A 12,722-nucleotide genomic window follows, 5' to 3' on the forward strand; every position below is an offset into this window, starting at 1 on the left:
CTATAAAATTGATAGAGTATTAATTGCATTTTCATTTTTTAACATTACCTTTGCATAACTTATCAAGAAAGGTGGAGGGATTGGCCCTGTGAAACCTTAGCAACCAGATGACTTATAATCTAAGGTGCTAAATCCAACCTATTAGAGGGAAAGATGAGTAAAAGTATTTCACTTTAATCTGTTGGTTTCTTGAAAGTTTTATGAAAATTAAAAATGAAAAGAAACAAATTTTTACTTGCTTCATTCGCATTTATTTGCGCAGCTACACTTTTCGCTCAAGAAGTTGAAAAGGAGGAAACAAACCTTAACGAAGTTATTTTAATTGGTGGTCGTACATCAGAAAGAACGGTGGTTAATTCGTCTGTTCCTGTCGATATTATTGATGTTGAGAAATTAAAAACGTCTTCTCCTCAATTGAGTGTGAATGATATTTTGAATGTGGTTATTCCTTCTTTTAATTCTGTTCGTCAATCATCTGCAGATGGAACGGAGCATATCGATCCTGTAACATTGCGTGGAATGGGACCAGATCAGGTTTTGGTTTTGATTAATGGAAAACGTCGTCACACAACTTCCTTAGTGAATTATCAAAATACAGTAGGAAATGGTTCTGTTGGAACAGATTTAGGCGCAATTCCGATTTCTGCAATTGATAAAATTGAAGTTTTACGTGATGGTGCGGCTGCGCAATATGGTTCTGATGCGATTTCGGGAGTTGTAAATATTGTTTTGAAATCTAAACCAGGTGGAGACGCTTCTTTGACGTATGGTCAGACCTCTCGAAATGATGGAGAAACGTATAATTTTAACGGAAGTTATGCAACGAAATTAGGACAATCAGGCTCAATTGTTTTTTCGGCAGTTGTAAGTGAGCGTAAGAAAACAAATCGTTCAAAAGATCATAATTTAGATATTTTTGGAGATAATTTTGCATACGATTTTGCAGATGATCCAGATGCAGCAAGAGCTGCAGATGACGCTAAAATTGCTTCTTTAGGACTTACGAGAAAAGATTTTAGATTTCAAATTGGAGATGCGGCAATCAAAAATCAACAATTTTTTATAAATGCTGAAACGGCGATTAATGATCGATTAGATTTTTATTCATTTGGAGGCGTTTCGTTGCGCCAAGGTAATGGATTTGGTTTTAGAAGATTACCAAGCGAATTGTCGGAAGATGCGTTAAAAATTTATCCAAATGGTTTTCAAGCAACGTTAAAATCTAATATAAATGATTATTCAAATTCGACAGGATTGCGTTATTCATATGATGGATGGAAAGTTGACTTGAGCAATACTTTTGGTTTAAATTCATTCAAATATGATTTAGAAAATTCAATTAATCAATCTTTGGGCTTAAATTCTCCAACCGATTTTTACGCAGGGAAACATCAATTTTTGCAAAATACAGTCAATTTAGATTTTTCAAAACGAATCAACCAAAATGTTAGTTTAGCGTTTGGTGGAGAATATCGTTTTGAACAATATAAAATAGAAGCTGGAGATGAAGCTTCTTACGCAGGTTCTGGATCTGAATCTTTTGTAGGATTTTCTCAATTAAATGCTGTAAAAGGTGATCGTCACTCAGTTGCGGTTTATGTAGATGGAGAATTGAAATTTGGAGATTTTATGGCTGATTTAGCTGGACGATTTGAAAATTACTCAGATTTTGGAAGTACAGTCAACGGAAAATTAGCGATGCGATATGAATACGCAAAAGGATATTCGGTTCGTGGAGCGATTTCGACAGGATTTAGAGCACCTTCTTTACAACAAAAATATTTCAGTAATTCGTATACCGATTTATTCTTGAATGATAATGGAGATCAAGTTTTGGTTACAAAAGGAATTATCCAAAATGAGTCTGAATTGTCGAGAGAAATTGGTTTGGATAAATTGAAAGAAGAAAAATCAATCAATGCAAGTTTAGGTTTAACATTTCGTCCGACTTCAAAATTATTCATCACATTGGATGGATATTTTATAAAAGTTGATGACCGAATTGTCTTAACTTCTGATATCACAGATCCTGCTTTAGAAAAATATAATGTAGCGACAGCGCGTATTTTTACGAATGCAATTGATACAGAAACCAAAGGTTTGGATTTAGTGATTTCCTATGATACACGTTTAGGTCGAGGAAAATTGAATGCAAGTTTATCAGGAAATATCAATGAAACAAAGATTGTCGGTTATCATTTTCCAACAGCTTTAACAATTCCAACGGAAGAATTTTTTGGCCCTGATCAAGTCAATATTATCGAATCATTAAGTCCAAAAACAAAAGCAACTTTAGGATTGAATTATGCAATTTCTGGATTCAATTTTATGGTGCGTAACACGTATTTCGGAAAAGTGACAAAAGATGGATATCCTTGGGGAAGTATCCAAGAACACACGGGAAAAGTGGTGACGGATGCTTCAATTGGTTATGATATTACAAAGAATTTCAACTTTACAATTGGTGCAAATAATTTGTTTGATGTTTTCCCAGACAAGCAAGTTTACGAGAATTCTTATTATGGAGTTTTTCCGTATGCGCCAGTTCAAATGGGGATGACAGGAGCGTATTATTTTGCGCGTGCAAGTTTTAAATTTTAATCAATAATAAAATATTCTAAGTGTCAATTTTAATGTAAATTCAAACATTCAATTGACACTTTTTTTGTGTATGGCACATTCAAAAATTGGTTGGAAAACCGCAACAGCTTTAGTGATTTCGAATATGATCGGAACAGGTGTTTTTACCAGTTTGGGTTATCAAATTTCTGATTTAAAAAATACAACTTCTATCTTATTATTGTGGGCAATAGGAGGATTGTTAGCGTTGATTGGCGCATTTATTTATTCGGAGTTAGCTTCAAAATTTAAACAATCAGGAGGAGATTATATTTACTTATCTCGCACATTTCATCCTGTTTTTGGTTATTTATCAAGTTGGATTTCTTTATTCGTTGGTTTCTCAGCGCCGATTTCTTTAGCGGCCTTGGCAATGGGGAAATACTTGAATGTTTTCGGGTTTGATTTAGGAAAAGAATTTGCAATAGCCATGATTTTGATAGTCGCAGTTTTTCAATCATTCAGTCTAAATTTGAGTAGTAAATTTCAGAATATTTTTACTATTCTAAAAGTTGTATTTATTGTTGTTTTAATTGCTTTAGGTTTTTATTTTGCTTCAGCAATTGAGCCAAATGCGGTAGTTTTTGATACGACTTGGAAAAATGAATTGTTACTTCCAGCATTTGCGACTTCTTTGGTTTATGTCACTTTCGCATATACAGGTTGGAATTCGGCTTCATATATCGTAGAAGAAATTGAACAACTAAAACGAAACTTACCAAAAGCATTATTTATAGGCGTTATTTTTGTAACGATTTCTTATGTTTTGCTAAATTATGTTTTCTTAAAACATGCATCATCAGTAGCTTTGGCTGGACAAGAAAATGTGGCGAATATTTCGTTCGGCAATATACTTGGAAATAATGTGAAATGGGTGAGTTGTTTTATTGCTTTGCAATTGATTGCGACGATTAGCGGTTATTTATGGATTGGTTCTCGCTTGACGCAAGCCACAGCGCGCGAAAATAAATTGTGGAATTTTATGGCGAAAGAGAACAAAAATAGAATTCCGGTTCGTGCAATTTGGGTGCATTCAGCAATTAGTATTTTGCTTATTTTTTCAGGAGATTTTGAAGTAATTTTTACCTATACATCGTTTGTTTTACAAATTTTAGCAACATTAGCAGTTTGTACAGCGTTCTTTATCAAACAAGATCAATTAACCATTATCAAAAGTAAATTCTTTTATGTTTTACCTGCGATATTTTTAGCATTTAGTTTATACATCTGTTATTTCGTTTTGATGCAAAAACCAAAAGAAAGTTTATTTGGTTTAGGTATTATTGCATTAGGAATTGTATTATTCTATTTTGATAAAAGAATTGAGAAAGAGAATTAATCACAAAACCCACTCAAATTTGAGTGGGTTTTTATTTTTTAATCTTTTATTCCGTTAAAAATATATTGTAAAATAGGGTTGATTTCTGGATTTTCAAGATGTTTTTTGAAAATTTTGGTATGATATTTTGGTTTATTAATCATTTTACGCTCAACTAATTCGTCAATTGTATCAATGTATTCAACTGAAGTTTTTCCAATCAATAAATTATCCAAAGAACGTCCTTGATCAACATAATTCAAAATCGTTTTCAAACCTTTCAAGTAAAGTGCATCTTTTGTAAAACCACCACCACGATAAACGCGAGTTGTCAGATAAAATGCATCTTCTGGTTTCATTTTGTATTCTTCCATCAAAACCATAAACGTTTCATTGAACGATTTTCCGCTTGTTAACATATGAACTGCCATAACGCGTAAACCAAGTTCTCTTAGTCGGCTATGATTAATAGAATCAGAATAATATTCACTTAAAATCGCTAAACCTTCTTGCGTTAATGTATTTACAGGTAAACCAATACTAAAGATTTTTAATGGTTGATCCAACGCGTTCATCGTTGTCACCATGTGAACTCCAATTTCGTGCTCAATTAAACCATTTGTAAAACGTTTATCAAACTTAACGCCACGTTTAATCACAACTTTTCTCTTGCTATTGATTACAAGTGCTTTTGATGCGATATCATCCGAAACTTCGATGTCAAATTTGAAACCATAATCATTCGTAGCATTTCTAAAAAGATTAACCACTTCTTCCTCTGTATAATTTCCTTGTTTATCCATTCTAAATTCAGGACAATAAAGGATAAAGTTCGCATTTTCGATATCTTTTTTAGATGGTTCGCCAAAATAACGCAACGAATTGTATAAAAATTTATCCGTACCAAGATTGGCTAATAAATCGACCTTATCAAAATAAGCGTTAATCGTGTTAACATACATATTTTGAATACTAATATCATTGATTTTTTCGACTTTAATATTCGATAATTTTCGTTTAAATTCAAATGGATCAATGTTAAGCGGATTGTACTTAAATTGTGGTTCGTATGTATATTTTGAAGCTAAGAATTTCTTCTTTTCAAATTCTAAATTAATCGGATTGATAACACTTAACAATTCAAAATTCTGAACCAATTGATACAATTGTTTATCAATTTTAACCAAGTCAGATTCTAATTCATTGTGCAAAATATTTACTTGCTTAGAACCTACTTTGTACGTCGTTTCTGTTTTTACAAACTCATAAGCATGGTTAAGAATTGCCGATTTGAAACCTTCTTTTATTTGGTTAATAATCTCCGGAAAAGATTCTCCAGTTAATTCATCACAATAAATTTTCGAAACTTCTGTCGCTAAAACCAACGTATTTTTGAATCGATTTGTAACAAATTCTAACAAATATCCTCGTCCATAAAATACATCGTTAATCGCCGAATAATTGTGAATATTTTCTAACTCAATATTTGCCAATTCATCGCGCCAACTTTCTACATAATTTCCGTAACGTTCGTTATCAACTCGTTCCGCACCAATGTTGAACACAGGAACCGGACGATCCCAGCGTTTCCAATTGTACGAATGAATATCATAAACCAAGCATGACTTAAATTTAGTTTCAAGCTTGTTGATTAAAGCTTCTAAAACTTCATAAAAAGCGTGATGTTTTGCAATACTTTTTTGTTTTTGAGAAACCGACAAAGGCTCTTTCCAAACCTGTTTTCCCCAAGCTTCTTCGTACACAGCAGTTTCTGGACCACGATTTAGATCGTATTCAAATCGAGAATCACAACCTTGAATTAAGATTGGAAAAGTTTCTACAAACTCAGCAGTATGCGGATCTTCCTCGTACCAACGTTCATAATTGCTTAATAAACATTTTTCGCGAATATCTTCGCGCATTTGTCCACCATCATGAATGGCAGCACAAACGTAAGGAATGTATTCGTCGATTTTTATTTTGAATGATTCGTCTTCTGCATAAGCTTCAAATACAATTTCGTTCTCAATATTCTCTAAAATTTGCTGTATACTTATGGATTTCATGCTTTAAATTCTTTATATTTCTCCAATAACATCGACACGATTTGTTTCTGAATTTTGTTGTTATTGTTTACATTATTGTGAGGAACAATTCCTCCAGGACTTACTACATTTAGCTCAACCATTTTTCCGTTAATCAAATCGATACCACAAAAATAAATTCCATCTTCATTTAATTGTTTTCCTATTTTACGGCATAAATCTAACTCATGTTCACTCATATCATGTCTAATCGCAGAACCACCAGCCGAAATATTAGAACGGTGGTCACCTTCTGCAGGAACACGCATAATTGCACCAATCGGTTCACCATTAATCACAATGGCGCGAACATCACCTTTTTCTGCACCTTCTATATAATTTTGACAAATAATAGGCTGAGAATATCCGGTATGATTGATATAAAAATCGCAAATCGAGCTTAAGTTACCAATATTTTTTCGTTCGAAAAGTATAACACCTTTACCACCCATTCCGTCTAAAGGTTTGATGATAAATTTCTCGAAATTATTTTCTTCTACAAACGATTTTATCAAATCAATATCTTTTGTAATAAGTGTTTGAGGAACAATTGTTTCTAGACCATCATCAAAAGATGCGGCGTATATTTTATTATTTGCTTTACGTAATCCCGAAATTTTATTCACGAAGAAAACTTTATCTTCGATTAATTCTAACATATTCAACAAAAGCGGATCAATTGGTGGATCGGCTCTCATAAAAATTATGTCAAATTCGGTCAAATCTTTTATACTACTTTCAAATTTCATGGTGTGATAAAATTCAACACAATCATTTGTTTCTGTAGTTATCATCTTTTTGCAGTTTCCTACAACTTTGCCTTTGGCAATAGAGATATCTTTTTTTGTTAAATAGGATACTTCAAATCCACGATCTACGCATTCTTTAATAATTCGCATAGTGGTGTCTTTTCCTGGTTCAACCTTGTCCCAAGGATACATTACGAAGCATATTTTCATATAAATAAAAAGGGTATTAAAATCAATGCAATAATAACTAAAAGTTTGATACAAAAAATGATCTATAAAAAATTATAGAATATTTATTTTTATTCTATGAAAGATATTGATTTCTAATGATTAATAAAAGAAAATGGTGATTGATTTTTTAATTTCAATCACCATTTGGTTGGTAAACTATAAACTATTTATTTCTTAAACGATCAATTGTTTCTTGAACTTTAGGATCATCAGCTTTCACACTGTAATAATCTGCAATTTTTCCATTTTGATCAAGAACCAAATATCTTGGTATCCAATTTAAATCAATCCCTGTGCCAAAATTGCCTTTCCAGTTGTTTCCTAAGTAAAAGTGTTGACCTTCAATCTGATATTTTTTAATACCATTTTTCCAAGCTTCCTCATTCTTGTCCATTGAAAGGTAAACAAAGGTTACGTCAGGATTTTTTTCGTGCAAAGATTTCAAAGCTGGCATGTTTTTGATACAATCTCCACACCAAGTTGCCCATAAATCCAACAAGACAATTTTTCCTTTATAGTTCGAAAAAACTTTTTCGATGGTTGCCGAATTTCCTTCTAAATCAACTACGCTATCTTGCAAAGCTGTTGCGGGAAATTCAGTTTTCATTACTGACGGAATTTTTTGCGAAAATGCATTAATTCCGACAAATAATATTAAAACGCTAATTATTTTTCTCATGATAATTTTTTATCGATTTCATGTATTTACAAAATCTATACCAATTCAGTAGACTTTAAAGCAAAGGTAAATATTTATTTCTAATCATTGCAAAAAGATGTAATTTTGTTTCATGCAAAAATATCTGATTATTGGGCTTGGTAATATTGGTGCTCAATACGAAAATACTCGTCATAATATTGGTTTCAAGGTTGTTGAAGAAGTTGCTAAAAAAGTTGATGCTAAATTTTCACCATCAAATTTTGGTGAAGTAGCACAGTTTAAATATAAAGCGCGTCCAGTTACGTTGTTAAAACCAAATACATACATGAATTTGAGTGGGGATGCGGTTCGTTTTTGGATGAAAAAAGAAAATATTTCGCTAGAAAATATTTTTGTCATTACAGATGATTTGAACTTGCCTTTCGGAACAATTCGTATGCGTGGAAAAGGTAGCGATGGAGGACACAATGGTTTGAAGGATATTCAGAATAAAGTTGGCGGACAAAATTATGCGCGATTACGCTTTGGTGTAGGAAACGAGTTTTCGGAAGGAAAACAAGTGGATTATGTGTTAGGCGATTGGTCGGCAGAAGAAAATGAAAAAATGAATGAACGATTAAATTTGGCTGCTGATGCAGTTTTGTCGTTTATTTTTCAAGGATTAGGTAATACAATGAATCAATATAATGGTAAATAAAATTTTAGGAGTTGCAATGATTGCAGGAACACTTTTTTTAGGTTCTTGTGCAAGCAATTCGTCAAGCTCAGAAGGAAAAGAAGCGAAAATAGAAGAAATAACTTCGACATTAGACAATGTAAATGAAATTAATTTCAAGAGTAATAAGAATGTTTTGTTAGACGTTCGTACACCTGAAGAGTTTGCTGAAGGTCATGTTCCTGGAGCGGTAAATATAGACGTGAAAAATCCAAATTTCGAAGAAGAAATTCAGAAATTAGATACAAAAAAGAATTATTTCATTTATTGCAAATCTGGTGTTAGAGCAAAATTAGCAACAGAAAAAATGCAAGAAAAAGGTTTCAAAAATGCGAAGAATTTCAAAGATGGAATGTCAACGTACAAAGGAACTGTAACAAAATAATGGAAGGATTTCGTCCCGAAATATTAAAAGAAATTGTCACAACTAAAATGCCTTTCGGTAAATACGAAGGGCGATTGTTGTGCGATTTACCTGTTTCTTATTTGGAATGGTTTGTTGGTAAAGGTGGTTTTCCGAAAGGGAAATTAGGAATTCTTTTATCCACTGTTTATGAAATAAAATTAAATGGATTAGAAGATATTATCTACGAATTGAAACGTCAATTTGGTTAAACTTCCCATTCATAAAAATTTGCATCATCACGCAATTGAAATCCAGCACTTGGATATAATGAATTTCCAATATCATTCGTAACACTTGTTTCTAACAACATTGCACAAGCATCTGTTTTGCGACACAGATTTTTTGCTTCTTCTATCAATTCTCTTGAAAAACCTTGTCCGCGAAATTCTGGTGAAACAAATAAATCATTCAAAATCCAGAAACGTTTCATTCGAGTAGATGAAAATGAAGGAAATAATTGTACGAAACCAACTGCTTTTTCGTCTTTATTATAGGCTAAAAAGATAACCGATTCGTCATTTACAATTCTTGCTTCTAGAAATTTTTCCGCTGCTTTTACATCAGATTCCTTATCATAAAATTGACGATACGCATCAAATAAATGAACTAATTCTTCTAAATTATTTATAGTAGCTTGTTTTGTCATGGTGTTGAATTAAATTATTGTTGGAGTCAAAAATTATTGCATTTATTTTGAAGACTTTTTTATTTCCAAAATCAAAAATATAGAAGTAAGATCCCATCTCAGCACTAATAAAAGAATCTTGTAAAGATTGCAAATATTCAATATTCCCATTTAAATAATTTTCTAATATGAAGTCAAATTCTTTGAAATTTGTTAATTCAATATTAGAAGTTTCAAATTTTTTTCGATTATATTTTTCTGTTTTAATGTATGTTTTTTCTTTTGTTGAATAATTATAGGTAAGACTTTTAAATCCATTTACCTTTTTTTTAACTACATTATTATAAAATGAACGAATATAAATTATATTTTGATATTTACTTGATGCGTTTTTTTCAAATGAATTTGTATTGAGTTTATAAAAATTATAATATAATTTATCTTGAGTTTGACAAGATGATAAAAATATGAGTAATAAAATCGAAATGAATTTAGACATATAGTTTTATACCAAATTACTAAAATTAATCCAAATCATAATCTTCAAATTTCCAAATTAAAATCATCCATACAAATTACTTCCATCCAAATATTCCCAAACTTTTGGAGGTAACATAGGTTTTATATTTTTTTCATCTTTTATTGCATTTCGAATAAATGTAGAAGAAATTTCCATCAAAGGCGCTTCAACCATTTCTACATTATCCAAATTTTCTTTTTGCGAATAACCAGGACGCGGATAAACATACAATTGATAATCGCGCATTAAAATCTCAGCGTTTTTCCATTTCGAAATTCCATCCAAATTATCAGAACCCATAATCAACGCAAAGTCATGCTCAGGAAATTTTTCGTTCAGATGAATTAAGGTATCAATCGTGTAAGAAGGTTTCGGTAACGTAAATTCGATGTTAGAAGCACGAAGATTAGGATAATCTTTAATCGCTAATTCTACCATTTCTAATCGATCATATTCATTTGCTAAAGAACTTTTTTTCTTCAATGGATTTTGAGGCGAAACCACAAACCAAACCTGATCTAAATCGGTGAATTGTTGAAAATGATTGGCAATAATTAAATGTCCGACATGAATAGGATTGAATGATCCAAAATATAAACCGACCTTCATAAAATTGATTTTTTAGAAAAACAAAAATACGATAATTGTAGAATAAAAAAATCCAGCCGGAGCTGGATTATATGTTTAGAATTTTACTAATTCTTTATATAGTTTGTGCGTTGGAAGTCCCATTACATTGAAATAACTTCCATTCATATTCTCCACACCAATGTAACCAATCCATTCCTGAACTCCATAAGCGCCCGCTTTATCGAAAGGTTTGTAATTATCAATGTAGAAATAAATTTCTTCATCTGTTAAATCTGCGAAAGTAACTTGCGTTTCGTCTGAAAAAGTAACTTCTTTTTCTAAAGAACGAATTGTAACTGATGTATAAACAGAATGTGTTTTTCCGCTTAATTTTTTAATCATTTCGTACGCTTCTTCTCTATTCGAAGCTTTTTCTAACGAATCATCATCCACCCAAACAGTTGTATCCGACGTAATAATCAAATCATTTGGTTGAATATCTGTATAAGCTTTTGCTTTTTTAGCGGAAAGATATTCGGTGATTTGTTCTTTCTTGAATTCGTTGCGATCAAATGTTTCGTCAATATCCAATGAAATTGTCGAAAATTGCAATCCTAATCCAGCTAAAAGTTCTTTTCTTCTTGGCGATTGTGATGCCAAAATGATATTGGTATCTTTTAGTTTTTCTGTTAATAACATTTCAAATTCTTTTATACAGAAGCAATTTCTTCTGCATTATACCACTTGTTTTGAACTTTCAAAATTTGTTCTAATAAATCGCGAACGCAACCTTTCCCTCCATTTTCTGGCGAAATATATTCTGAAGCTTTGCGTACATCCATACAAGCATCGTTAGGACAAGCTGATAATCCAACTAAATTCATCACAGCTAAATCTGGATAATCATCGCCCATATAAGCAATTTCATCAGGATCTAATCCATAAGAAAAAAGTAAATCTTCGAAAGCTTCTACTTTATCACGTTTGTTTACATAAATATCAGTTAAGCCTAAATATTTTAAACGATTTACAACAGCTTCATCTCTTCCGCCTGTAATCACCGCAATACGAATTCCTTGTTTGATGGCTAATTGCATCGCATAACCATCACGCGTATTCATTGTTCTCACCATTTCGCCAGTTGGTAATAAAATTAAATTTCCATCTGTCAAAACTCCATCTACATCTAAAATAACGGTTTTAATGTTATTTAGTTTTTCTTTATAACTTATCATTTTTCGTAAACTCGTTTGATTGAATCTGTCAATATTTGGTAAATCTGTAATAATCTCGAATCATCTTGTAAGGCCTCTAAATGACGATCAATAATGACTTGATCTCCACGTTTTGCTGGACCAGTTTGCGCATCTTTAGGACTCATTTCGATCACTTTATTTGCTGTTTCTTGTATAAGAGGCAACAAAACATCGAACGGAACATTGTTTTGTTCACAAATATTTCCAGCGATATAATATAAATGATTGACAAAATTATTTGCCCAAACACCTGTCATATGAACTTGCATTCTACTTGCAAAATTTAGTTTGTGAACTTCGTTTGAAATACGATTTCCTAATTCATTCAATTTTTTCAAATCTTCAGGATTTTCTGCTTCGATGAAAAATGGAATATTATCATAACGCATTGTTCTTTCTTTCGAAAAAGTTTGCAATGGATAAAAAACGCCTTTTCGGTAATCGCCTTTCAGAACAGACATAGGAGACGATCCAGAAGTATGAACAACCAAAACATCATCATACGGAATATAATGAGAGAATTCTTCGATTCCAGAATCGGCACTTGCAATAATATAAATGTCTGCTTTTTCTATTTCAGAAATTTTATCAGTATACGAAATTCTATTTGCTTCTCCGATTTCTCTAGCATGTTCTAATGTTCTATTGAAAATTTGTCGAACATTGCAAGTGTTTTCGATTAATGCACGAGTTAAGTGAAACGCAACATTTCCTGCACCTAATATGACAATTGAACTCAATGTTTTAGCAATTTTTTGATTAATATTAATTGAATGATAAATGTAAGTTTTTCAGCCGAGGAAAAAAATTTTAAAAAAAAATTAAAAATTCTTGTAACATTTTTGAAGTTGTTGCGTCTTATTAATAAAATCATCCAACAATTGGGTTTACCTATTATGTAAAACATAGTACTTTAAAATTTAAAAAAAAGTTTAAAAATTTTGTAACAAAACATTTTTTAAAACGTC

General features: G+C 31.7%; 14 protein-coding genes and 1 riboswitch. Of the genes, 5 read left to right on the top strand and 9 right to left on the bottom strand.

Going from position 1 to position 12,722, the window contains the following annotated elements; translation table 11 throughout:
- Nucleotides 1-56 precede the first annotated feature (56 nt).
- Nucleotides 57-160, top strand: a riboswitch (SAM riboswitch).
- A 53-nt stretch (nucleotides 161-213) separates the two neighbouring features.
- On the top strand, nucleotides 214-2,601 hold the full coding sequence (locus tag B4L98_RS00860; RefSeq protein WP_291060490.1) for a TonB-dependent receptor plug domain-containing protein: 2,388 nt from the start codon (nucleotides 214-216) through the stop codon (nucleotides 2,599-2,601).
- 70 nt (nucleotides 2,602-2,671) lie between these two features.
- Nucleotides 2,672-3,958: an APC family permease gene (locus B4L98_RS00865; RefSeq protein WP_291071894.1), complete on the top strand. Its 1,287-nt coding sequence runs from the start codon at nucleotides 2,672-2,674 to the stop codon at nucleotides 3,956-3,958.
- A gap of 38 nt (nucleotides 3,959-3,996) precedes the next feature.
- On the opposite strand, the gene B4L98_RS00870 is transcribed toward B4L98_RS00865, so the two are convergent.
- The 3 genes from B4L98_RS00870 to B4L98_RS00880 all read right to left on the bottom strand — a co-directional run bounded on the left by B4L98_RS00870 (nucleotide 3,997) and on the right by B4L98_RS00880 (nucleotide 7,680).
- Nucleotides 3,997-6,003: a flavohemoglobin expression-modulating QEGLA motif protein gene (locus B4L98_RS00870; RefSeq protein ID WP_221855628.1), complete on the bottom strand. Its 2,007-nt coding sequence runs from the start codon at nucleotides 6,001-6,003 to the stop codon at nucleotides 3,997-3,999.
- Entirely contained in the window at nucleotides 6,000-6,980 is a 981-nt protein-coding gene (gene gshB / locus B4L98_RS00875) for a glutathione synthase (protein ID WP_291060495.1), read from the bottom strand. Before gshB ends, B4L98_RS00870 begins: the two co-directional genes overlap by 4 nt.
- 184 nt (nucleotides 6,981-7,164) lie before the next feature.
- A complete protein-coding gene (locus B4L98_RS00880; protein ID WP_221855624.1) occupies nucleotides 7,165-7,680 on the bottom strand; it encodes a TlpA family protein disulfide reductase in 516 nt (171 codons plus the stop codon).
- A gap of 112 nt (nucleotides 7,681-7,792) precedes the next feature.
- Between B4L98_RS00880 and pth the strand changes: the two genes are divergently transcribed.
- From pth to B4L98_RS00895, 3 genes are read left to right on the top strand one after another with little or no spacing between them, the layout of a single operon-like run.
- Nucleotides 7,793-8,359 carry an aminoacyl-tRNA hydrolase gene (gene pth, locus B4L98_RS00885; protein WP_038336392.1) on the top strand — a complete coding sequence of 189 codons (567 nt, stop codon included), beginning with the start codon at nucleotides 7,793-7,795 and terminating at the stop codon, nucleotides 8,357-8,359.
- Nucleotides 8,349-8,762 (top strand): rhodanese-like domain-containing protein, encoded by a 414-nt coding sequence (locus B4L98_RS00890; RefSeq protein ID WP_052217907.1) that lies wholly within the window; start codon nucleotides 8,349-8,351, stop codon nucleotides 8,760-8,762. The genes pth and B4L98_RS00890 overlap by 11 nt, the downstream gene beginning before the upstream one ends.
- A complete protein-coding gene (locus B4L98_RS00895) occupies nucleotides 8,762-8,992 on the top strand; it encodes a DUF3820 family protein (RefSeq protein WP_038336390.1) in 231 nt (76 codons plus the stop codon). The genes B4L98_RS00890 and B4L98_RS00895 overlap by 1 nt, the downstream gene beginning before the upstream one ends.
- On the opposite strand, the gene B4L98_RS00900 is transcribed toward B4L98_RS00895, so the two are convergent.
- The 6 genes from B4L98_RS00900 to B4L98_RS00925 form a co-directional block, all read right to left on the bottom strand.
- Nucleotides 8,989-9,429, bottom strand: a complete 441-nt coding sequence (locus B4L98_RS00900; protein WP_286495147.1) for a GNAT family N-acetyltransferase — start codon at nucleotides 9,427-9,429, stop codon at nucleotides 8,989-8,991. The two genes, B4L98_RS00895 and B4L98_RS00900, sit on opposite strands and share 4 nt — an antisense overlap.
- Nucleotides 9,404-9,907, bottom strand: coding sequence for a hypothetical protein (locus B4L98_RS00905; RefSeq protein WP_291077323.1), 504 nt, complete (start codon nucleotides 9,905-9,907; stop codon nucleotides 9,404-9,406). Before B4L98_RS00905 ends, B4L98_RS00900 begins: the two co-directional genes overlap by 26 nt.
- 63 nt (nucleotides 9,908-9,970) lie before the next feature.
- A complete protein-coding gene (gene nadD, locus B4L98_RS00910) occupies nucleotides 9,971-10,537 on the bottom strand; it encodes a nicotinate (nicotinamide) nucleotide adenylyltransferase (RefSeq protein WP_286495146.1) in 567 nt (188 codons plus the stop codon).
- Nucleotides 10,538-10,612: 75 nt separating this feature from the next.
- Nucleotides 10,613-11,197, bottom strand: coding sequence for a Maf family nucleotide pyrophosphatase (locus tag B4L98_RS00915; protein WP_038336384.1), 585 nt, complete (start codon nucleotides 11,195-11,197; stop codon nucleotides 10,613-10,615).
- An 11-nt stretch (nucleotides 11,198-11,208) separates the two neighbouring features.
- On the bottom strand, nucleotides 11,209-11,733 hold the full coding sequence (locus B4L98_RS00920) for a KdsC family phosphatase (protein WP_114998734.1): 525 nt from the start codon (nucleotides 11,731-11,733) through the stop codon (nucleotides 11,209-11,211).
- Nucleotides 11,730-12,494, bottom strand: coding sequence for a Rossmann-like and DUF2520 domain-containing protein (locus B4L98_RS00925; protein ID WP_114998736.1), 765 nt, complete (start codon nucleotides 12,492-12,494; stop codon nucleotides 11,730-11,732). The genes B4L98_RS00920 and B4L98_RS00925 overlap by 4 nt, the downstream gene beginning before the upstream one ends.
- Between the last annotated feature and the right edge of the window lie 228 nt (nucleotides 12,495-12,722).

Source organism: Empedobacter sp. UBA5528 (assembly GCF_002426075.1).
Lineage (GTDB): Bacteria > Bacteroidota > Bacteroidia > Flavobacteriales > Weeksellaceae > Empedobacter > Empedobacter falsenii_B.

Excerpts from the sequence above, each read along its gene's own strand:
- B4L98_RS00890 (WP_052217907.1), top strand. The coding sequence starts at position 8,349 with ATGGTAAATAAAATTTTAGGAGTTGCAATGATTGCAGGAACACTTTTT.
- B4L98_RS00905 (WP_291077323.1), bottom strand. The coding sequence starts at position 9,907 with ATGTCTAAATTCATTTCGATTTTATTACTCATATTTTTATCATCTTGT.
- B4L98_RS00880 (WP_221855624.1), bottom strand. The coding sequence starts at position 7,680 with ATGAGAAAAATAATTAGCGTTTTAATATTATTTGTCGGAATTAATGCA.
- B4L98_RS00865 (WP_291071894.1), top strand. The coding sequence starts at position 2,672 with ATGGCACATTCAAAAATTGGTTGGAAAACCGCAACAGCTTTAGTGATT.
- B4L98_RS00895 (WP_038336390.1), top strand. The coding sequence starts at position 8,762 with ATGGAAGGATTTCGTCCCGAAATATTAAAAGAAATTGTCACAACTAAA.
- nadD (WP_286495146.1), bottom strand. The coding sequence starts at position 10,537 with ATGAAGGTCGGTTTATATTTTGGATCATTCAATCCTATTCATGTCGGA.
- B4L98_RS00920 (WP_114998734.1), bottom strand. The coding sequence starts at position 11,733 with ATGATAAGTTATAAAGAAAAACTAAATAACATTAAAACCGTTATTTTA.
- B4L98_RS00900 (WP_286495147.1), bottom strand. The coding sequence starts at position 9,429 with ATGACAAAACAAGCTACTATAAATAATTTAGAAGAATTAGTTCATTTA.
- B4L98_RS00860 (WP_291060490.1), top strand. The coding sequence starts at position 214 with ATGAAAAGAAACAAATTTTTACTTGCTTCATTCGCATTTATTTGCGCA.
- B4L98_RS00870 (WP_221855628.1), bottom strand. The coding sequence starts at position 6,003 with ATGAAATCCATAAGTATACAGCAAATTTTAGAGAATATTGAGAACGAA.
- gshB (WP_291060495.1), bottom strand. The coding sequence starts at position 6,980 with ATGAAAATATGCTTCGTAATGTATCCTTGGGACAAGGTTGAACCAGGA.
- B4L98_RS00915 (WP_038336384.1), bottom strand. The coding sequence starts at position 11,197 with ATGTTATTAACAGAAAAACTAAAAGATACCAATATCATTTTGGCATCA.
- pth (WP_038336392.1), top strand. The coding sequence starts at position 7,793 with ATGCAAAAATATCTGATTATTGGGCTTGGTAATATTGGTGCTCAATAC.